The organism is Echinimonas agarilytica (assembly GCF_023703465.1).
Taxonomy (GTDB): Bacteria; Pseudomonadota; Gammaproteobacteria; order Enterobacterales; family Neiellaceae; genus Echinimonas; species Echinimonas agarilytica.
Window position 1 is genome coordinate 778583 of sequence record NZ_JAMQGP010000001.1, and the last position, 21004, is coordinate 799586.

At 45.7% G+C, this 21004-nt stretch carries 15 protein-coding genes; 8 read left to right on the top strand and 7 right to left on the bottom strand.

Annotation, left to right across the window (positions count from 1 at the left end; translation table 11 throughout):
- Positions 1 to 32: 32 nt before the first annotated feature.
- A complete protein-coding gene (locus NAF29_RS03285; protein WP_251260055.1) occupies positions 33 to 3143 on the top strand; it encodes a TonB-dependent receptor in 3111 nt (1036 codons plus the stop codon).
- 88 nt (positions 3144 to 3231) lie between these two features.
- Here the strand turns inward: NAF29_RS03285 and NAF29_RS03290 are convergent, their stop codons facing one another.
- From NAF29_RS03290 to NAF29_RS03315, 6 genes are all read right to left on the bottom strand, one after another.
- On the bottom strand, positions 3232 to 4248 hold the full coding sequence (locus tag NAF29_RS03290; protein WP_251260056.1) for a LacI family DNA-binding transcriptional regulator: 1017 nt from the start codon (positions 4246 to 4248) through the stop codon (positions 3232 to 3234).
- A gap of 187 nt (positions 4249 to 4435) precedes the next feature.
- On the bottom strand, positions 4436 to 4933 hold the full coding sequence (locus NAF29_RS03295; protein WP_285817549.1) for an NUDIX hydrolase: 498 nt from the start codon (positions 4931 to 4933) through the stop codon (positions 4436 to 4438).
- A gap of 73 nt (positions 4934 to 5006) precedes the next feature.
- Entirely contained in the window at positions 5007 to 6866 is a 1860-nt protein-coding gene (locus tag NAF29_RS03300; protein WP_251260058.1) for a sulfatase-like hydrolase/transferase, read from the bottom strand.
- Positions 6867 to 6875: 9 nt separating this feature from the next.
- The gene (locus tag NAF29_RS03305) at positions 6876 to 8213 is read right to left on the bottom strand and encodes a glycoside hydrolase 5 family protein (RefSeq protein WP_251260059.1); all 1338 of its coding nucleotides are present in this window, start codon (positions 8211 to 8213) and stop codon (positions 6876 to 6878) included.
- Between the two features lie 2 nt (positions 8214 to 8215).
- Positions 8216 to 9397, bottom strand: coding sequence for an AGE family epimerase/isomerase (locus NAF29_RS03310; protein WP_251260060.1), 1182 nt, complete (start codon positions 9395 to 9397; stop codon positions 8216 to 8218).
- A gap of 177 nt (positions 9398 to 9574) precedes the next feature.
- A complete protein-coding gene (locus NAF29_RS03315) occupies positions 9575 to 10573 on the bottom strand; it encodes a LacI family DNA-binding transcriptional regulator (RefSeq protein WP_251260061.1) in 999 nt (332 codons plus the stop codon).
- Between the two features lie 457 nt (positions 10574 to 11030).
- Here NAF29_RS03315 and NAF29_RS03320 point away from each other — a divergent pair, with 457 nt between their 5' ends.
- The 4 genes from NAF29_RS03320 to NAF29_RS03335 all read left to right on the top strand — a co-directional run bounded on the left by NAF29_RS03320 (position 11031) and on the right by NAF29_RS03335 (position 16420).
- Complete coding sequence (locus tag NAF29_RS03320) at positions 11031 to 12434, top strand: MFS transporter (protein ID WP_251260062.1); 1404 nt, start codon at positions 11031 to 11033, stop codon at positions 12432 to 12434.
- A gap of 82 nt (positions 12435 to 12516) precedes the next feature.
- Positions 12517 to 13695 (top strand): glycoside hydrolase family 130 protein, encoded by a 1179-nt coding sequence (locus NAF29_RS03325; RefSeq protein ID WP_251260063.1) that lies wholly within the window; start codon positions 12517 to 12519, stop codon positions 13693 to 13695.
- Positions 13696 to 13697: 2 nt separating this feature from the next.
- Positions 13698 to 14942 (top strand): AGE family epimerase/isomerase, encoded by a 1245-nt coding sequence (locus NAF29_RS03330; RefSeq protein WP_251260064.1) that lies wholly within the window; start codon positions 13698 to 13700, stop codon positions 14940 to 14942.
- Positions 14939 to 16420: a glycoside hydrolase 5 family protein gene (locus NAF29_RS03335; RefSeq protein ID WP_251260065.1), complete on the top strand. Its 1482-nt coding sequence runs from the start codon at positions 14939 to 14941 to the stop codon at positions 16418 to 16420. Before NAF29_RS03330 ends, NAF29_RS03335 begins: the two co-directional genes overlap by 4 nt.
- Before the next feature lie 424 nt (positions 16421 to 16844).
- Here NAF29_RS03335 and NAF29_RS03340 read toward each other — a convergent pair whose 3' ends face one another.
- Complete coding sequence (locus NAF29_RS03340; protein ID WP_251260066.1) at positions 16845 to 17708, bottom strand: type 2 periplasmic-binding domain-containing protein; 864 nt, start codon at positions 17706 to 17708, stop codon at positions 16845 to 16847.
- 221 nt (positions 17709 to 17929) lie between these two features.
- Here NAF29_RS03340 and NAF29_RS03345 point away from each other — a divergent pair, with 221 nt between their 5' ends.
- The 3 genes from NAF29_RS03345 to NAF29_RS03355 all read left to right on the top strand — a co-directional run bounded on the left by NAF29_RS03345 (position 17930) and on the right by NAF29_RS03355 (position 20980).
- On the top strand, positions 17930 to 19330 hold the full coding sequence (locus tag NAF29_RS03345) for a phosphohexomutase domain-containing protein (protein WP_251260067.1): 1401 nt from the start codon (positions 17930 to 17932) through the stop codon (positions 19328 to 19330).
- A complete protein-coding gene (gene xdp1, locus NAF29_RS03350) occupies positions 19324 to 20193 on the top strand; it encodes an exosortase-dependent surface protein XDP1 (RefSeq protein WP_251260068.1) in 870 nt (289 codons plus the stop codon). The genes NAF29_RS03345 and xdp1 overlap by 7 nt, the downstream gene beginning before the upstream one ends.
- Positions 20194 to 20416: 223 nt before the next feature.
- A complete protein-coding gene (locus tag NAF29_RS03355) occupies positions 20417 to 20980 on the top strand; it encodes a hypothetical protein (RefSeq protein ID WP_251260069.1) in 564 nt (187 codons plus the stop codon).
- The last annotated feature ends 24 nt before the right edge of the window (positions 20981 to 21004 follow it).

Here is a 21004-nt window from a genome sequence, read left to right on the forward strand (position 1 = left end):
AACTCTCGACGGAAATAAACGAGGCTTTAAAGATGGCTCAATTAGATAAAAAGTTTAAATTCAGTCTGCTCACAGCAAGCGTTGTAGCTGTACTGTCGGCTCATTCAAGCATGGCTTTGGCGCAAGACGCGCAAGCACCAGCTGCGTTGGAGGAAGAGCCAGAAGTAATTCAGGTTCGCGGTATTCGCGGTTCAATGCAAAAATCGCTACTCGACAAGCGAGCAGCGGATCAAGTGGTCGATGCGATTACGGCTACAGATATCGGAAAACTGCCGGATACCACCATTGCAGATTCATTGCAGCGTATTACGGGTGTTTCAATCAATCGTTCAGGTGGAGAGGGATCATCTGTCAGCGTTCGCGGTTTACAGCAAGTTGCAACCACGTTAAACGGCGAGCAAATGCTTTCCGCGGGTTCGATTACCACCATTCAACCAAACTTTGACGACATCCCATCGACTATGGTCAATGGCTTAGAAGTGATTAAGTCAGCACAAGCAAAAACGCTCAATGGCGGGTTAGCGGGTGTGATTAACCTTAAAACAGTACGTCCGTTAGATTTGGACGAAGGCTGGACTGTGGTGGGTAAGGCACAAGCATCTGATGGTTCTATGGGCGACGACACAGATACCAAACTTGCTTTGTTTACAGGGCTTAACCTTAATAGTGACACTGCTTTTTCGGTGAACTTATCACATGACAAGACGAACCTTGCAGACTACATCGTTGGTTCAACGGGCCAAGATTGGGGCTTTAATGCAAGTGAAACCACCTCATTCGTACAAGACAATGTGGATGCCAACAAAAATGGCTCACTGGATGACGTTTATTATGCTTTCCAAGGGCATCAAGCAAGTAATAACTACATCGAACGTGAACGTACAGGAATCAATGGTTCGTTCCAACACAACTTTAATGACAATTTCAGCTTCACATCTGACGTGTTCTACACCGAAATGGAGGAGTATCAATACCTTTCGGGGATTAATATTTCTCAAGATTGGTCGGGTGTTACAGGGTGGTTTACGCCAGATGAAGGCGGCTCGACGGCACACGAAAATGGCGTGATTAACGACGATGGTGTTTACGAAGTTATTCCGGGTGCATATAACACCATGCAAAGTGGTGAGTTCCAGTCTCGTCGGACCATGGCGCATTCAGAAACTCATTATTCAGAGAAGGAAGCTCTGAATACCAATGTTCAGTTGGATTACGACAACGGTACCAACTTCACTGCGAGCGTTCGTTGGGTGCACGGTGAAGCCCGTGAAGACTGGCAGAAAAGTACAGTTGATGCGTACTTTAACTCAGGTGAGCAAGGCAGCCGCTACTATTTAGGTGAAGGCGGAGAGCGTTTAAGTCCAGTGAATCCTTGGGGTTATCAAGGTCAGTGGGCAACTGATGAAAATGGCGCTGAGATTGTTGATTCTCACTACCAAATTCCAGTTCACCTCGCTTATCAAAACAGCAACGTCGCATGGACAATGCCGATGATGTCTGTCACTGAAGCAGACGGTAGCGTGACCCAAGAGCGTTTAGGAAGCAATGTGGACCGTTACAGTTTGACCTCGACCAACTTAGAAGGTTACTACAGTGACGCAACGCTCGATGCATTCCGCGTAGACGGCTCTTATGAGTTTGATATGGACCATCTCCGCTCTATCGATATGGGCGCGCGCTATGGCGAACGTGAAATCTCTCGAGAAGGTTGGTACGGCGTATTGCCTCGCACCAATGAATATGGTGATGCATTCTTAGCACGCTGGAAAGATTCAGAAGTTGGCGCGCCTTTGACCGGTGAATCCTATATTGACCCGATTGCATTTACTGACGAGCTACTCGCTGGAAAAATTACCCAATTGAATGACTTCGAAGGCACAAGCGGCATTGGCAGTATTTATGTTGTTGACCCAGAGAAGATGAAAGATCCAACCAAGTTTCATGAAGAGGTTTATGGCGAGCAAAATGTGGAAATGCTCACCAGCGACAATACCTATGAGATGACCGAAGAAACAACATCGGCATACGTTCAAGTTAACTTGGACGGTGAAATCTTCGATTTAGGTTACTCAGGTAACATGGGTGTTCGTTACGTTAAAACCGAGTTTGATATCGATCAGCGCGAGAGTACTTCAGGCACGACGTATGATGTAAATGGTCAAACTTACATTGTTGGTGGCGGGCCAGGCTCACCTAACCCAATTGGCGACATTGTGAATACAACACGTGATTATGATGATTACTTGCCAGCTATTAACTTTGCATTAGAGCTTACAGATGACATGAAGGTTCGTGCTGCGTTTAATAAAACGGTTACCACGCACGATGCAGGCAATTTGGCGGGTGGCGTTACCATCAATCGAAACAAAGCGTGTCAGCCATACTTGAATGGCAATGAGGTGGTGTTCTGTGCCACCGATGCAAATTATGGGGGTAATCCCAATTTAGACCCATACCGTTCAACCAACTATGACTTGTCGTGGGAGTGGTACTTCGACTCTTCGGGCATCGTAAGTTTGGGCTTGTTCTACATGGATGTGGGGTCATTCATTCGCCAAGAGCAAGTGATGCTGCCTGTGCCTGATAGTGATGGCGTGGTTCGTGGTTTCGATATCGATAGCGGAACATTCATTGGCTTAACGCCAACACAAACGAAAGTGAATGGTGAAGGTGGATCAATCAAAGGTGTTGAACTGGGTTACCAGCAAGCGTTTGATTCTCTGCCCGGTATTTGGGGTGGTTTTGGTGTCACTGCAAACTACACTTATGCACCAAGTGATAGTGACCAAGTTGACTACTATGGCAAAGAACTGCCAATGGCAGACAACTCAGAGCACACTTCTAATCTAGCGTTGTGGTATGAGCAAGATGGATGGCAAGCACGTATTGCGCATAACTATCGTAGTAAGAAGTTTATCTCGGTTCGAACTTCTGGTGCTTACCAATTTGCACGTTGGGAAAAACCAACGAACTACATTGATGCATCTGTGAGCTATGACGTGAACGAACACTTTACCGTTATGTTCCAAGGCACGAACTTAACTGAAGAAGTGAAAGAGGAATATTTACAGTGGGAAGATCTAGTCGACAAACGTTACTTAAACGAACGTAAGCTGTCACTGGGTGTTCAGTACCGCATGTAGGACAAGCATGAATTTGCTTGTTGGGCTCCCTCGGGAGCCCTTTTTTATGGTTGTAATGTACGGTGATTGAGCGAACTATTGATGGCGACTACTTGATAGAACTGACGTTAGGATTTAGTTTTGCAATCGCAGTGCTTTGGCGAATGATGAGGCGGTGAGGCATCACATATTCATGGCCGTCAGTATCACTTTGCCGCAACATTCGGATGATCATTTCGGCAGAGCGCTCGCCAATTTGCTCAGCCGGCTGCGCCACAGAGGTCAAAGGGGGACGGCAATAACTCGATACATCCATATCATCAAAGCCAGTGACGGATATATCCTCAGGCACCTTGAGCCCTCGATCTGAAATACCTTTGATTGCGGCAATTGCCATTTCGTCATTCATACAGAAAATGGCGGTGGGAGGTTCACTCATGGCCAAAAATTGGTCCACAGCGCTCAAGCCCGATGCATAATTAAAGTCACCTTCAACGATGAGGTCGGGGGTGTATGGAATATCAGCATCTGCCAATGCTGAGCGGTAGCCTTTGAGACGATCAATAGCGTGAGGGTTGTCAGTTAAGCCACTGATCACGCCAATGCGCTGGTGACCGAGCGATAATAGGTATTTCACGACTTCAGCGCTGGCACCTACGTTGTCGATACGAACGCTGGGGTAAGGGGTATTTTCGCTGCTGGTTGCACTGACTGCACAAATACCTTCTTGAGGAAGTGCTGAATCGGACGTATGCGGACGTAAGTTGATAATGCCGTCAGCCAAACGGGTTTCAACCATTTGAATGAAGCTTTTCTCACGCGAGCTGGAATCTTTAGTGTCACCTAAAAGCACACTGTAGCCCGATTGCTGAGCCACGTTTTCGATACCACTAATCACTTTGGCAAAGAATACATTGGCAATATCAGGAACCAACACAACAATGGTTTTAGACTCATTGCTACGAAACTTCTGAGCCAGCATATTGGGTTTGTAGTTGAGCTTCGCAATAGCGGCTTCGACTTTGGCCAAGTTCTTTGCTGATACTCGCTCTGGAGTGCTTAAAGCTTTTGAAATAGTACCTGTACTCAAACCGGCTTCCTTTGCCACATCCCGAATTGTTGCCACGCCTACCTTCCTGTCAAACCGTTCAACTGGGCACTTAAATGAAACGGTTCATTTGTCGTGCCATTATGCGTTTAGATTACCATTGAGCGGGACGGCCTTAAACCTCCAAATAAGCTGAAAGTGAGATTGCGCGCATGCAAATCAAAAATAGCCTAATGATCACTCAATACGTCATTGTAAGTGATGCTTATAAAGAGGCCATATATTTGTTAAGCAGTACTTTAATGGAAGGAAAAGCAATTTGAGAGTGAGGTATTTCTGAGCTTGAAAACCAAGCAGCTTGGGTAATTTCAGACGTTTGTAAAGTGAGGTCAGAGCGTTGCTCCAACGTCACAACAAATAAAGTGTCGAGCGTGTTGTACAGCACGTCTTTGTAAAGGTATTGATTGGGGGCAGAAGCACAATAACGCCAATCATTGATGAGTATACCCAACTCTTCGCGGACTTCTCGCGCAATGGCTTGCTCTAAGGATTCATTTGGGTCAACAAAACCACCAGGCAAATCCCATTTACCTAAGCCTGGATTCTTTGCGCGCCGGGTCATTAATATGTCGCCATCATGCTGAATAATTCCGGCAACCGCGGCAGCCGTATTGTGAAAATATTCGAACGAACAGGCACCACACACAAATTGTATGCTGTGGGTATTTACAAATTTCGGCGATGCGCATTTAGGGCAGTGCATAAATTAGGTCACTGTTTGTGTGGCTGTGATATTGCGACTCTAAACGGCTACATCCAGAGTCGCAAGTACTAAGTCAGTTGGGCAGTGGCAGGTCTGTAGGGCCTCGTTTGCTATGCTCTTTGACTAAGTAGATTCGGCGCAAAGCATTCAATTGTGCCCAAGGTTTGAAGCTATTATTCTGCACGACTTCGAGCTTGATCTGTTGCATGCCTGGGGCTAAATGGAGGCGTCCGAGCGATTGCATTTCTGCGCTAGAAAGCTGTTGCGTGATGACTTGTGATTGTTCACCAACGGTTGACAACTTCACCACCATGCCAGCACTCGATGTCGCTGAGCGCTGCTTTAAATAGAGCCTGTAAGTTCCGGCATCATGCACCTGTATATCATATTGTGCACCATCGCCTGCAGCCTTCATCTCACTCAAAAGGTGCGCTTTGCTCTGCGTATTCCCCCATGTTGCAGAAGGCCCAAATGCATTGATTACAGACACGTCAGCCCCGTCCATTGCAATCTGATAAACCGGTGGCTTAAAGCTGTTCGGTGCATCCAAAATCGCTTGGTAGCCCTTGAGTAACAATGATTTCATCTGAGCAGATGTTTCAGGTGAATCATTCCAGATGTTTGAACCTTCTTTGGGGTCACCTTTCATATCAACCAATAGGTAATTGTCGATGCTTTGCGGGTAACCGGCTCGATCATTGGATGCGTGTTGAAGTAATTTATAGTGCTCTGTGCGAATGGCGACCCACTGCTGCTCTGGGTGCATTTCGGCTTTCGCAGCTACATCAATGGGCGTCCATTGGTTGAACAAAGGTTTGTTTGAGATGACATCGTGGCTGGCAATCATCACCGGGTGCTGGCGCGTCAATGGTTTTGCGTGGGCTACATCGCGTAAACTCGCGGCAAAATTAACACCATCTAATGGTAGGTTTGGCGCATCCCTCGCGGTATTAGTGAGTGCAAGAAGGGTAGGGACTAGATCTGATATATCAGTGAGGTGAGTGACGGTGCCCGGTTTAAAGGTGCCTTGCCAGCGCATGAAAAGCGGTGACTTAATGCCGTTTTGCCAGCTTTGCCCCTTGTTGCCACTGTATTGGTTTGGGTTTCGCTGGGCCCACTCATCTTGAGTCATTGCTCCTAAGTTGCTCGAATCCCACCATGGACCATTGTCAGATAAAAATATCACTAGAGTATCATCGGCAATACCTCGTTTTTCGAGGTGTGCCATCAAACGTCCAACTTGTGCATCCATTTCAGTGATCATGCCGTAGAGCTGTGCGATAGGTTCGCGTAATCCAGCTTCTCGATAGGGTTCAACGTATTGCTCTGGTGACAGCCAAGGTTCGTGAGGCGCAAGAAAACTCAAATAGGCAAAGAACGGTTGCTCTTTGTTGCGGTCAATAAAGTCGATGGCGTAATCGGTGATCACCTCGGAAGCCCATGCTTTATGGCGAACATCTTGGCCATTGTGGAGCCCGTAACTATTTTCATGAACGTAGAGCTCGGCATAATAGGCATCGTCAAAGCCTCGATCCCAAGGGTAGTATCCGGCTGTTTTACCCACATGCCATTTTCCCCATGTGCCCGTTGCATAGCCATTATCTTTCAGTGACTCTGAAATTAGCAGTTCATCTAGTTTCATGAAGTCTCGACCGCCGTGAACGCCGGAGACTCCAGTTTTGTAAAAGTGCCGTCCAGTGAGCATTGAAGCACGCGATGTTGCGCACACGGGGGTAACTTGGAAGTCCGAGAATTGCACCGACTGCTGAGCAAGCTGGTCGAGATGGGGCGTTTGCGTGACGGGATTGCCATGAATCGCTAAATCGTCGAAGCCTAAATCATCCGCAGTAATCAGTACGATGTTCGGCTGCAGAGCTAAAGCTGGGCCTGCGCAACAGCAGGCCATTAACATGAGTGATGCAATCTTTTTCATCAGATAACCTTAGCGCTGTTGCATGTCGATATTAAATTTGTGGATCAACTCTAAGGTGCTGGTATCCGATGAAAACACTGAATTTAAGCCTTGCGGTTCTTGTGGTGGATCGCCTGAAAAATCGTCACCTGGCATCCACTTTCCATTGGGCGCGGCTACAGCTTTGGCCTCGCCACCAAATCCCCAGATATTTACACCCGCAAACGTACGATCGTCGGTGCTGAGCAATTCACTGAATACGCCTTGGTAAAACAAGTTTCTGTAGGTGACATCTGAATCACGAGATAGACTTTCTTGGTTGCGCGGAAAACCAAATTCCGACAATACCACGGGGCGTTTTTGCTGCTTGGCTACGATCAAGTGCCGAGCAATGTAATCCTTCGCATTATTAATGGCTAGCTGAGTGGACTCGACTTCATTGTTGGGGTCATACCAAGACCAGTTTTTAGGCCATACATGAATTGTTAGATAGTCAATATTTGGATTGGCATGTACGCGTTCGAAAACTTCTATATCTCCATACGTGCCAGCTGCATCGGGATTTTCTTTATAGGTACCCGCTTCACCTTCTGCGCCTGTCGAGATTAAGTGATTGGGGTCTAAGCTTTGAATGAGATCCACTGAACGGTTGAGCCATGCGCTAAATACGGCTTCGTGGTGAGGGTTTCGAACTCTTGGTTCGTTGGCCAATTGCCATGACATAATTGCTGGGTCGTCGGTATATGGAATGCCTGTGACGGAATTTGTCCGGCCGATGATAAAACGAGTATGCCGCTCAAATGCAGCCATGCAAGGCTCACACTCAGGGAATTGTTCTGTGTAATTTTGGAATTTTTCCCAGTCGTAAGGCGGAAGGAATGGGCTTGGAATCGGCCCGTAACCGTTCCATTCTAAGTACTGAGCAAAGCCCCCAGACCAGATCCAATTGTTGGTTAAATAGAGCACGGCCACCATGTCGCGCTTTGCCATTTCGGCTAACAAAAAATCCAGTCCATACAATAGTTTTTCGTTATAAATACCTTGTTCGTATTGTAATGCGGGGGTCACCATGGAGTCGATTTTACCTCCGTCGGCCCCCACCAAAACGCGTAAATTAGTAATGCCATATTGCTGCATGACATCGAGCTCTCGTATGAGTCGTTGCTGGCCCTGTTTAGACGCGCCAAGAAGTGGCCCATACCAATAGTTAAATCCAACAAATTGATAAGGTTGGCCATGCCGAGAGAATTCGCCATTTTTAACACTCACAAATTTCTCTTCTGGTGGCTCTGATGCGTTGTTCTGGCAAGCCGTTAATATCAAAGCGCTGAACGTTAAGAGTGCAACTATCCACTTAAATTTTTTCATGATTATGCTCTTCTAGACAAAGCCAAACCGCTTTTTGACAAATATTCACAAGACTCAGCAAGCGCCACAATTAAATGGTAAAGCGTACTTGCCGGCGCATGGGTTGAAATCACGTCATTGTCACTGCCGAGTTGATCAATATACGAACCGCTCGGCGCAGGGCTAATGTAGTAATGAAATAATCGGTCAATGGCTTTGGCCGCTTCTGCTTCGTAAATGTTAGGTTGCCATTGGGCTAATACTAAGCTGGCCTTGATTAACTCCGTCATTGGCCACATTCGTTTGGTGCTGCCAATGGGGGTGCCGTCAGGCGTTGTCGCATCGTAAATCACACTCGAATTAGGATCGGTGCCTATTTGCAAGGCGCGCTGGTAAAGCGTTTGGCAAAAGTGTTTGACCTTGGTGCCTGTGAGTTTGCTGTACCAGTCGAGCAGCCAAACCCATTCAAGCATATGGCCCGGTTCAATAATGGTTTGACCATCAACAGTCATCGGTGTCCAGTTGTCATCAAAGAATTCCAATAGGACTTGATGTTGATGATCGTAAAATACGCCTTCAAATAGCGAAAATATCTGCCCTGCTTTGGCAAGCCATTTACCGTTATTGCTGGCTTCATAGAGCGTCATGAAGGCTTCAAATAGATGCATGTGAGGGTTTTGACGACGATAGGGAGCATCGTAATCGCCTTCGTACCAGCCGCCATTTGGCGCAGAAAAATAGTTTTCAATATGGTTTAACAGCTGATCAGCATGCTCCAAGTCGAGGGGTTGTTTAAATTCTCGATAGCGCGTGCCTGCTGCAAGCAGATGGAAAGCAAGATCGTAGAGATCTTGCTTTCCATCGGTGACTTGATCCGAATGATCGAGTAAATGCACATAGGTTTGCGTGTGCTCAGGATGACAGCCGTGAATTCGGGTAAAACGCCAAATATCGTTAATGAGCTTACGGTTTCCTGAGCTCCAACCGAAACTCTCGGCGGTGGTGAAGCTAAACATTTGTCGCGCCTGAACTCGCACTCGTTTAGTACTCGCGGTATCAACGTGTCCGTTATTATCAAGCCGTTCATAAACTGCGCCTGTTTGTGGGTCGATACCGGCGGTGGTCCAAAGCGGAAGCGCTTCAGTGGACATCCATCGTTGAAAGCGAGTGACCTGGTATTCGAGATTTGTTGTTGAGTCAGTCATGCTGAGTAAATCACCTATGTGAAATTCACAAAATACGATTAGTGTGTTTATATACAGTCTGGTAACCGTTTACATTTTTAAATTGTAAACGGTTACTGCTGTGATCTTCAACTATCATGTGAAAGAGTCGTGTTAGAGATCACGCCAGGCTTGTTTTATGTCTGGCGTTGGTTGTGATTATTTAACGGGGGTTGAGCTGGCGCGAACCACAAATTCGAAGGGTAACACGTAGTCGGTTTGTCGAACCTCTTTGCCTTCAATGAGCTTCAGCAGCATATTTGCCGCAGCCTTTCCAATTTGCTCTGCGGGCTGAGCGATAGTTGTCAGAGCTGGCTCGGTATAGCGCGATACTTCAATGTCATCAAAGCCAATGATCGAGACATCATTGGGTACATCAATCTTGTTCGCTCGAAAAGCTTTGATGGCTCCAATTGCCATTTCATCGTTCATCGATAATATTGCAGTAGGACGTTCATCTGCGGGCATGCGAATAAAATGTCGCGCCGCATTTAAACCAGACCACATGGTGAATTCGCCTTCTGCAATCATCATGTCGTTGTATTCAATCCCGGCTTCAGAAATGGCATCTCGGTAGCCCTTGAGGCGGTCAATCGTATGCGGGTTGTCAGCCAACCCAGTGATGACTCCAATGCGCTTGTGTCCGAGTGAGATAAGGTACTCTGTGGCTGTTTTGGATGCCTCTGCATTGTCAATGCGAACGCAGGGGTAGGGCGTGTTTTCACAACCACATGCGCTGACAGCAACGATGTTGTCGCGGGGCAAAATGGAGTTTCCTTCCCAGTGCGGACGCAGCTGAATCACACCGTCAGCTTGTGACGTTTCAACTAGCTTAAGATACTCTTCCTCACGTTGGAGCACGTCTCGGGTGTCACCTAGAAGTACTCCATAACCGTGTTGTTGCGCTACATCTTCAATTCCTCGTACAACAGTCGCGAAGAAGGTGTTGGCCATATTGGGCACTAGTACAACGATATTGAATGCGCGATGACGTCTAAAATTTCGAGCCAACATATTGGGTTTGTATTGAACCTGCTCAATAGCGTCATGGACTTTTTTTAAGCTAGCCTTTGAAACCGTTTCCGGAGCGCTAAGTGCCCGAGATACTGTTGCGATAGATACGCCTGCAACTTTTGCTACATCGCGGATGTTTGACATCAAAGACCTTCCCAAATGATTTATATGACAGCTCTAAATATGAGCTAACTGGACGTCAATGTAACATATTACACTCGTCTCACAAATTTGGAAATTACAGGATATAAAACGCTGGAAAACGAAAATGTAACCGGTTAAGGTTGTTTTATTGAAATGGTTACATTACTTTGTTTTTTTGGGTTAAGTTATTGTTAAATAAGTTTTTGATTGTTTTTTGGTCGTTCTCTTTTGTTTGGTAATGGCTTGTGGGGAGCAGATTTAAAATCATGTGTGTTTCATGTTTTTGTGATGCTTGTCTCAATTTTATAAGTGTTCATATTGATAGAAAATGGTTTGAACGAGTAACAGGGTTTCTTCCGCCATGCCGCAATGATGATTGCAGTGTTGGCATTGGACTTAAGCAACGCTCGGGTGTCGTTTAAGCGGTAATTAACAGTTCGAGTAAAGATGAGTGACTATGACTACGGGATCAGAACAGCTTCGATTTAAAGAGAAGGTCGGTTACGGGCTTGGAGACTTCGCATCTTCTATGTTTTGGAAGATGTTTTCAGTATACCTGTTGATCTTCTACACTGATGTATTTGGTATATCAGCCGCCGCAGTAGGCACAATGTTCTTGCTGACTCGCATCTGGGATACAGCGAATGATCCTGTCATGGGTGTCATTGCCGATCGTACCCAAAGTAAATATGGCAAGTTTCGTCCGTTTTTATTGTGGGGTGCCATTCCATTCGCAGTGGCTGGGGTTCTTACATTTACCACGCCAGATTTCACCGCCGATGGGAAGTTGGTATATGCCTATATTACATACACACTCATGATGATGGCTTATACCGCGGTTAATGTGCCCTATGCTTCACTATTAGGTGTAATGTCGAGCAAGAGCTCAGACCGCACCTCATTGGCATCCTATCGCATGGTCTTTGCCTTTGCTGGCAGTATATTCGCGTTTGTTTTGGTGGATCCACTCACGCAATTCTTTACGGGTATCAGCGGTGAAGACAATCCGCAATTGGGCTGGATGCTCACAATGGTGGTATATGGTTGCATCGCCTCACTGTTGTTCTATACCACCTTTAGTTGGACGAAAGAGCGCGTTTCTCCACCAAAAACTCAAACCACTTCATTGCGCTCCGATTTGAAAAACCTGATGGGTAACAAGCCTTGGTTTATTCTATTGGGAGCAGCGTTGGCAACGTTAATTTTCAACAGTATGCGCGATGGAGCGGCAGTTTTTTACTTCAAATATTTTGTGCAAGCACCAGATATTTCGTTGTTTGGTTTGTCGGTTGGTTTGATTACCGCTTACTTAGTGGTTGGTCAGGCAGCCAATATTATTGGGGTTTTATTGGCGCAGCCTATTTCAGAACGGATTGGTAAGCGCAATACCTTTATGTACGCCATGTTTCTTGCGGCGGTATTGAGTTGCTTGTTCTTTTTCCTCGATGCTTCCGAAGTCATGCTCATTTTATTGTTGCAGATTGGTGTAAGTGCATGTGCTGGAATTGTGTTTCCGTTGTTATGGTCAATGTATGCAGATATCGCGGACTATTCTGAATATCAAACTGGGCGCCGTTCAACTGGACTCATATTTTCGTCATCGTCATTTTCCCAAAAAATGGGATGGACCCTCGGTGGTGCCTTAACTGGCTGGACACTGGCGTACTTTGGTTATGAAGCCAATGCCGAACAAACTGAACTAGCCAAAGAAGGCCTGCGTTATATGGTCAGTTTCCTGCCAGCAGTAGGCGCGGGGTTATCGGCAATATTCATGATTTTTTATAAATTGTCCGACGGCTACATGGAAAAAGTCGATCGCGAATTAACATCGCGTCGCGCGCAAGAAAACAAAAACGGCTAAAGTCGAGATATACATTTAAGTATTTTAAAATTTAAAATGTAAACGGTTACTATGTGGCCATATCACGTAAAGAGAAACAGTAATGAGTGATTATAAAAAGTTAGTTAAAGAGCTGTTCGCTCAGCAAGAAAATCTTTTAACCGCTAAGAATTCGCCTCAAGCAGAAGGCAATGGAATCTTTCAACGTTGGCAGGCTCCTATTATTACGCCAGCTCATGTTCCAGTGAATTGGCGGTATGACCTGAACGAAGCGACGAATCCATTTTTGATGGAGCGCCAGGGCATTAATGCCACTCTCAACTCTGGTGCAATTTATAAAGACGGTAAGTATCTGCTTGTTGTGCGTGTGGAAGGTAATGATCGTAAGTCTTTCTTTGCGGTTGCTGAAAGCGACACTGGCGTTGATAACTTCAAATTTTGGTCACATCCAGTGATCATGCCAGAAACTGACCGCCCAGATACGAACGTCTATGACATGCGTCTTACAGAGCATGAAGACGGCTATATTTACGGATTATTCTGTACCGAGCGCAAAGACGAAGAGCACCCCAATGACTTGTCAGCTGCGGAAGCGCAATGCGGTATTGCAAGAACGAAAGATTTGGTGACTTGGGAAAGGCTTGCAGATCTTGTGACGTATTCAGGCCAACAACGCAACGTGGTTCTACATCCAGAGTTTGTCGATGGAAAATATGCGTTTTACACGCGTCCACAAGATGGCTTCATTAGTGTCGGTAGTGGCGGCGGTATTGGTTGGGGCTTGTCTGAGTCGATGGAAAATGCCGAGATCAAGAGCGAAGTGATTGTCGATGGTAAGGTCTATCACACCATTAAAGAAATTAAGAATGGGCAAGGCCCAGCTCCGATCAAAACAGAGCAAGGTTGGTTGCATTTGGCGCATGGTGTTCGTAATACCGCGGCAGGTTTACGTTACGTTCTATATACATTTATGACGGACCTTCACCAACCTTGGCGCATCACCCAGCAGCCTGGCGGCCACTTTATTGCCCCCGAAGGTGCTGAGCGAGTGGGTGACGTATCGAACGTCGTATTCAGTAACGGTTGGACTGTGACTGAAGATGGCAAAGTTAATATTTACTACGCTTCATCTGATACTCGCATGCATGTTGCTACTTCTACCGTTGAACAACTGGTTGATTACTGCATGAATACACCTAAGGATGGTTTACGTTCGGCTGCGTCAGTCATTGAACGCAATAAGCTTATCGATGCGAACTTGGCCTTACTGAACGGACAATAAATATGAGTTTTGATTCTTCTTTGAAGCCACTTCTAAAGTGGCGTGACGAATGCCAACAAGAAGCAAGGAATATTGCGGATTGGTGGGCGGAGAATACGATCGACCATGAGGGGGGTGGCTTTTTAGGTGAATTAAATCGTAAAAATAAACCGGTTCATATGGCATCGAAGAGCATTATTCAAAATACCCGTATTTTGTGGTTCTTCAGTGAATATGCTCATTTTACTCAGTCTGAGCGCGATCTTGCTGTGGCGACTCGCGCTTACGACTACTTAATGGCTCATTTTGACGATCCAGAGTACGGAGGCGTGATCTGGATGGTGAATTACCAAGGTAAAACCACTGATACAAAAAAGCAGACGTATGCCATTGGTTTCGCCATATATGCCTTATCTGCTTATTACAAACTCACAGGAAGTGAAACGGCGATTGCAACCGCGAAAGGCTACTTTGAGTTACTTGAATTGCATGCCAGAGATCGCCAAAACAATGGTTATGTCGAAGCGTTAAGCCAAACTTGGCAGCCGCTAGACGATGTACGTTTGAGCTTGAAAGACGAAAACTATCCGAAAACAATGAATACCCATCTTCATATTTTGGAGGCGTATACAGCTTTGCATGCTGTTGCACCAGACTCAAAAACAGAAGAAGCATTGGGCAATCTGATCGAAGTGTTCGAACATCAAATAATTGATGCAGAATCGAATCATTTGAAATTGTTCCTAGATATGGATTGGAAAGATCATTCCACCTTCTGGTCATACGGCCATGACATTGAATGCAGCTGGCTATTGTATGAAGCACTTGAAGCGTTGGACAACGAGAAACTGATTAATCGATTGACGCCCACCGTGATAAACATGGCTCAGATCACCTTAGAACAGGGGATTGGAGAGCATGGCCAAGTGTTGGATCAAATCGACTTAGACTCCCAAACTAAACACCCAGAGAGTCATTGGTGGGTGCAAGCAGAGGCCTTAGTAGGCTTTCTCAATGCGTATTATTTGACGGAGCAAAAAAGATTTTTAGAGGTGAATACACCGATATGGGATTTCATTTGTAAATACCATATGGATAAAGAATTTGGCGAGTGGCATTGGCTATCGACGCTTGATCAGCCCAATCATCCCACCATTTACAAAGCTGGTGGTTGGAAAGCGCCGTACCATAACGGCCGAGCCATGCTCGAGATCTGCAAGTTAGTAGACAAAATTAAGTTATTTGAAGTGCCTAAGGAGTCTGCATGAAAATCGTAGCGTCATTTAAACTAAGTGCCGTCTTAGGAGCGCTATTGATGGCTCCGATGGCACATGCTTTTGATTCATTTATCACACGAGACGGGCACCGCCTTATTGAGAATGGCGAGGAGTTCCGCTTTGCTGGGATTCATGCTCCTGAATTACATCGCATCGAGGATGACGCTAAAGGCGTGTGTTCAGCTGATCCTCGTGGTTGGGGACAATATTTCAAATGGCCCACCGCCGACGAGCAAGATAACTGGATTCAATCATTAGTGTTAACGGGCCATAAAGCCATGCGCGTCTACGTACTATCGGTGGCGACTCCGTATGACGAAGCCTGCGATCGAGAAACTCATATTCTTGCGCCTGAGAGCCGCGATGGAATGCCAAGGTTGAATGAGACAGCCATGGTTCACTATGACCGTATGATTGCTTTGTCTGAGAAGCATGGCCTGCGTCTAATTTTACCTTTCATCGACCATTGGATGTGGTGGGGTGGCCGCGAGCAACTTGCTGCTTTTTATGGCGAAAATGAAGATGATTTTTATGATGTGAACAGTAAAACTTACGCAGCATATTTAAACATTATTGAGCAAGTCATCAATCGCACAAATACCATCACTGGTCGCAAATACAAAGACGAAAAAGCCATCATGGCGTGGGAAACAGGCAACGAGCTGAAAAGTTCGACGGAAGCTTTTTTGACCACTACATCGGCGTTTATTAAGGCAAATGACTCGAATCATTTGGTGATGGATGGTACTTATTTATCGATCAACGAATTTGCTAAAAATGATCCGAATATAGATATCATTTCGAATCATTTTTACACCGTCAATCACAACAACACCCCAGAACAGGTCAAGCAAGACCTGAAAGATATTAACGGCAAGAAAGTCTATTTTATTGGCGAGTTCGGTTTAGAACCTGTTTCGCATCTTAATTCTGTAATGCAGTCGGCGGTTCACTCCGAGTACAAAGGAGCTAAAGCTGCTGGCGCTTTCATTTGGGGCTTTAGGGGGCGTCGTCATGATGGTGGCTTCTACTGGCACAAAGAAGGCAGCAGCAATGTTTATAGCTACCATTTACCGGGTTTTGCAGAAGGCTATCGTAATGACGAGATTGCCGTCGTTGACGTGGTAAGAGCTGCCATTGCTCAAATGAACGGTGAGATCAAAGCAAAACCGTTACCTGTGCCACAAGCGCCCGTTTTACGCGATATTGTTACGCCGAATAACTTACAGTGGCTGGGCTCTCCTGTGGGGCGTTGGTACCGGTTTGAGCGTGCGACACAAGCCGAAGGGCCTTGGCAAATCATTGGCGATGGTATTTCGGATGGTCAGAATCAGTTTAATCCCGAGGTTGACGTGTTGTTTGCCGACCCTATGCCACGTGAAAGATCTAAACGTTATTACTACCGCGTAACTGCGTTCAATGAGTCTGGAGCATCGGCGCCCTCAAATATCCAATCTTTTCCCCGTTAGACCAGAGCTTCTCTAGCTTTTTTGTCCCGCCTTGAGCGGGATTTTTTTTGTCGATATAAAACGACCAAAAGTGCATGTGCGCGCTCGTAACAACTCGGCGAATTGATGAAAGCCCGGGTCTCCAAGCGCTAGTTGGATATATTAGCCAATTTGAAATAAGCGACTTGTGCGAAGATAGCAATGAATACCCTAAAGGCTGACCTTGGCGCAAATACCATAGAAGGAGTGTCCAGAGGGGAAGGTTGGACCTAAAACATTGGCGTTAACATATTCGTCCATAAAGCTTTAAACCCATCATCAAGGCGTTGTTGGGCAAATGGGTAAAGCGTTATGGATGAAGAGCGAATAAAACAATAGTGCGAACTCAAAAAAAGCCCTTCATTGAAGAAGGGCAAAGTCGCAAGAGGGAGCGAGGGTTATTAAATTAATGAATGACTTTGTTCACATCGAGCCACAGTTCCTTTCGATCGAGAGGAGTTAAGGCATCCAGCTGAGGATTGTCGATACGAATCACGCGCCGATTGGCCAACTGTGATTTTTGGAGCGCTTGTTTGATGTGGTGAGTGTTATAAAACAGCTGATCAAAGCTTCCATCTTCAATCGCCGAATTTAGGCCGGCCTCAAGTGTTTTCGCCAGCTTGGGGTTGGACTTGCTGACGAAGAAATACATGGGCATGGGATAAATGAGGAGAAGATCATTTTCCACTGATAAATTTAAATGAGAGCGATCGCTGATCTCGTCCCAAGGTTCATGAACAGCAAGAGGGAAATAGTCGAACCGGCCGCCATCCACCATATAAAACAAACTTTCTTTTTTAACCGCAGTCACAACCTTCAACCCGCTACTTTGTAAAATCGATGTGTCACCCCATGAGCGGCCTTGACCTGCTTTTAAGGTGGCTAAGTCGGATACAGAATCGATATTTGAAAAATTAGCCTGCTGTAGGCGATTGATAATAAAGAGGCGGTGCCCTTGAAGCCCTTTGAGCAGAGGCACGCGAATGGGGAGCATTTGGTCTTCATATTCGGGTTGTGTGCCGGCCCACAAAATAGATGCATCTCCTCCTTTTACCGCTTCAAATAGATTGGCTTGATTCATCAACGACGCCGACTCGGTAAGTTGATAATGGCTTTGATCCGCCGCTTTCTCCAGAGCTAAGTTAATGAGGTTCAAGAAGTAGGTATCTTTTTGATTACTGATTTTGTTGTGCACTATTTCTTCGGCTGAAATGTGTGCACTCAGGCCAAGGCAGAACAGCAAAGAAATAGACTTCAGGCTTATTTTCATTTTATTACCCTGTAACGTAACCGTTTACATTTATGTGTTGATATTTTGCATTGTTTGTTTATAAAATCAACGTAAATGGAATGTAAACGGTTACGTTTATGCGCTAGTTAACACTAATTGAAGCTTAGAATATTTTTGGCTTGCGCATAAATTGATGGGTTTCAATTCGGGTTGTGTCTGACGTGAGTGGGTACGACGCAAACAAAAAGTGAGATTGACACATGAAAGAGCTGACATGCTTTAAGGCCTACGATATTCGAGGAAAGTTGGGAGAAGAGCTCAACAATCAAATTGCATACGACATAGGACGTGCCTATGCACAAGTCATGAAACCCAAGCTCGTGGTGGTGGGAGGCGACGCGCGTGAAACCAGTGACGAACTCAAACTGGCTTTAGCACGAGGACTAATGGATGCGGGTGTTGGTGTGATCGATTTAGGAATGACTGGCACCGAAGAAATTTACTTTGCTACATCCCACTTGGGGGTCGATGGTGGTATCGAAGTGACCGCCAGTCACAACCCAATAGACTACAACGGCATGAAATTAGTGACTCAGGGCAGTCGCCCTATTGGGCGTGACAACGGGCTCACTGAAATACAGGCGCTAGCCCAAGCTGCGCCGTGGCGCGCAGAGCCGATTGAATTGCCGACTTATCGAGGGGCGTATAAGTCTACATCGTTGTTGTCAGACTATGTATGCCACTTAATGTCGTATGTGAAATGCGACACCTTAAAACCATTAAAAATTGTGGTAAATGCCGGCAATGGCGCGGCAGGACATGTGATTGATCAAATTGAATTGGCATTTTTAGCAGCTCAAGTACCTGTGACTTTCATAAAAGTAAATCATAAACCAGATCCTTCATTTCCCAACGGAATTCCCAATCCGTTATTGCCTCAAAACCGAGCGGCCACGGCTGATGTGGTTAGGGCGCATGGGGCTGATTTGGGTGTTGCATGGGATGGAGATTTCGATCGCTGTTTTCTGTTTGACGAAAACGGTGAATTCATTGAGGGCTACTACATCGTCGGTCTATTGGCGGAGGCGTATCTGCAACAAAATCTAGGAGCCACGATTATCCATGATCCGCGATTGACGTGGAACACCATAGATGTGGTTGAAGCCGCAGGCGGAAAAGCGGTCATGAGCCGAACTGGGCATGCTTTTATTAAAAATATAATGCGCAGTGAAGATGCAGTGTATGGCGGAGAAATGAGTGCTCATCACTACTTTAAAGACTTTTCATATTGCGATAGTGGGATGATCCCTTGGTTGTTCATCATGCAGCTCATGAGCACTAAACAACAAACTTTATCGAGCATGGTGAAAGAGAGAATTGCTGCTTTTCCGTCGTCGGGTGAAATCAATAAAACGATTGCCAATCCAGACCAAGCGATCGCAAAAGTGAAGGCTTTTTATCAACACGCGTCACTTGTCATTGACCAGACCGATGGCTTGAGTATGGAATTCGAGCAATGGCGCTTCAATCTTCGCCAATCCAACACTGAACCTTTGGTTCGTCTCAATGTAGAAACTCGTGCGAATGAAGCACTACTCAAACAACAAACTACAGAAATTATCGACATTCTGGAAAGTATGGAGGCGCTTCAAGCATGTTAAAACTGACAACACAATGGATTTTAGCGGCACTGTTGATGCCTATATTTTCAATGTCTGTGCATGCTGTGTCATGGGACATGACCATGACCTCCGCATGCCACGGCAGTGATAAAGGCGTTGCTCATGATTCCGATGGCATTTGGTGTGGGCAGGGTTGGACAGATATAGCGTTCATGGACGACACCATGAGCTATCAAGCTCGAATGACGGGGTGGTCAGATACGGATGGACAGTGGTGGGATCCAGAAATAGAGCAAGCTGCATTTCACTACTATGGTGGTCATAATGGTTGGGGGCTGGTGAACAAGGATGAAGTTGAACATTCCCCTGAGCACGCATTTGACAATATTATGGGGAATATTCCAGGTGCTCAGCCCGGTGATAATGAGTCACATGTTGACTTTGATTACGTGCTTATATCATTTGCAGAGCACATGATTTTAGATTCCGTGATTGCTGGATACACAGGTTCCGATTCGGATATATCGATTTTGTCGTACCAAGGCTCTAGCAATGCAGAAGACACCTTGTTGGGAAGTGCATGGGACGAGCTCTTGAATAAAGGTTGGGTAGTCACCGGCAATTACAACGGTGCTGACCAAGCACCTACCGAACAAGACTCCGTGTTCAGTGTTGATACTGAACACGCTTCTCAGTATTGGTTAGTGGGCGCATATCATTCCATTTGGGGTGATAGCTCCAGTGAGTTGGACGTTTATGATGACAGCTTTAAGTTAATTGGCTTTGAAGCCTCGCTTGCTCCTTTGCCGAGTTATGCTGTTTCTGAACCGTCGGGCGTCGGATGTTTTTTATTGGCTAGCTTCGCATTATTGAGAGTGCAACGGAAAAATACACGCCGATAAGACGACTTGAGAATTGAGTTTAACGTAAGCCGGAGTCATCTCCGGCTTAATCGCGTTTGGATCCGAGAAATCGCAATATTTAATCAGAAAGTTATTATTAAATAGTCTCTTATGTTCATTTTGGCCGATTAGTCAATCAATTTGACATATTGTTATTTGATGGTTAAAACATCATATGTTAGATTTTATATGTTGTTTTTTTCGATAAAAAGGAATTTATAAGATGCGCTTGTCATTATTGATGGCGACAACCATTTTGTTGGCTGCGGGATGTACTCAAACGCCTGTCCCATACCAGGTTAACAAGACGACCGATCATCCTTCTAACTTAAACCCCATACAATTTCCGCTTGGGGTAACTCAAGAGCGGTTGGGCCCCAATCAATATCGTATTACCGCAAAATTGGCTGAACTGGGAACGCAAGAACGAGCAAGAGCGATGGCACTCTATCATGCGTCTATTTTGACCGAGGAAAAACAGTTTGAAGGGTTTGTGATCAAACAAAAAAATGGTGGAAGTTGGTGTCATTCTCTTCGTAACAATAAGACAAAGTCAGTGACGGATGTTGATGGCGGTGTGAGTGCACGCATCACCATTGAACTGATGAATTCGCAAAATGCAGGTTCTGAAAAATTTTTAAAAGCGGAAAATGTAAAACTGACCAGCAAAAAAACGATGGACAAAGTATTGTCTGAGCAAGAATTAGCGTTCGTCAAAGAAGAACGAGAAGAACACTGCGAAGCCAACGCGCGTAAGCGAACCAATCGTTTAAGAACTGCACTGTAAAGCGCAAAGGGAAGGGGCGCTACC

What these genes read in the sequence shown, in the direction of transcription:
- NAF29_RS03345 (WP_251260067.1), top strand. Translation starts at nt 17,930, where the DNA reads ATGAAAGAGCTGACATGCTTTAAGGCCTACGATATTCGAGGAAAGTTG.
- NAF29_RS03315 (WP_251260061.1), bottom strand. Translation starts at nt 10,573, where the DNA reads ATGTCAAACATCCGCGATGTAGCAAAAGTTGCAGGCGTATCTATCGCA.
- NAF29_RS03305 (WP_251260059.1), bottom strand. Translation starts at nt 8,213, where the DNA reads ATGAAAAAATTTAAGTGGATAGTTGCACTCTTAACGTTCAGCGCTTTG.
- xdp1 (WP_251260068.1), top strand. Translation starts at nt 19,324, where the DNA reads ATGTTAAAACTGACAACACAATGGATTTTAGCGGCACTGTTGATGCCT.
- NAF29_RS03325 (WP_251260063.1), top strand. Translation starts at nt 12,517, where the DNA reads ATGAGTGATTATAAAAAGTTAGTTAAAGAGCTGTTCGCTCAGCAAGAA.
- NAF29_RS03355 (WP_251260069.1), top strand. Translation starts at nt 20,417, where the DNA reads ATGCGCTTGTCATTATTGATGGCGACAACCATTTTGTTGGCTGCGGGA.
- NAF29_RS03340 (WP_251260066.1), bottom strand. Translation starts at nt 17,708, where the DNA reads ATGAAAATAAGCCTGAAGTCTATTTCTTTGCTGTTCTGCCTTGGCCTG.
- NAF29_RS03330 (WP_251260064.1), top strand. Translation starts at nt 13,698, where the DNA reads ATGAGTTTTGATTCTTCTTTGAAGCCACTTCTAAAGTGGCGTGACGAA.
- NAF29_RS03295 (WP_285817549.1), bottom strand. Translation starts at nt 4,933, where the DNA reads ATGCACTGCCCTAAATGCGCATCGCCGAAATTTGTAAATACCCACAGC.
- NAF29_RS03285 (WP_251260055.1), top strand. Translation starts at nt 33, where the DNA reads ATGGCTCAATTAGATAAAAAGTTTAAATTCAGTCTGCTCACAGCAAGC.
- NAF29_RS03310 (WP_251260060.1), bottom strand. Translation starts at nt 9,397, where the DNA reads ATGACTGACTCAACAACAAATCTCGAATACCAGGTCACTCGCTTTCAA.
- NAF29_RS03300 (WP_251260058.1), bottom strand. Translation starts at nt 6,866, where the DNA reads ATGAAAAAGATTGCATCACTCATGTTAATGGCCTGCTGTTGCGCAGGC.
- NAF29_RS03335 (WP_251260065.1), top strand. Translation starts at nt 14,939, where the DNA reads ATGAAAATCGTAGCGTCATTTAAACTAAGTGCCGTCTTAGGAGCGCTA.
- NAF29_RS03320 (WP_251260062.1), top strand. Translation starts at nt 11,031, where the DNA reads ATGACTACGGGATCAGAACAGCTTCGATTTAAAGAGAAGGTCGGTTAC.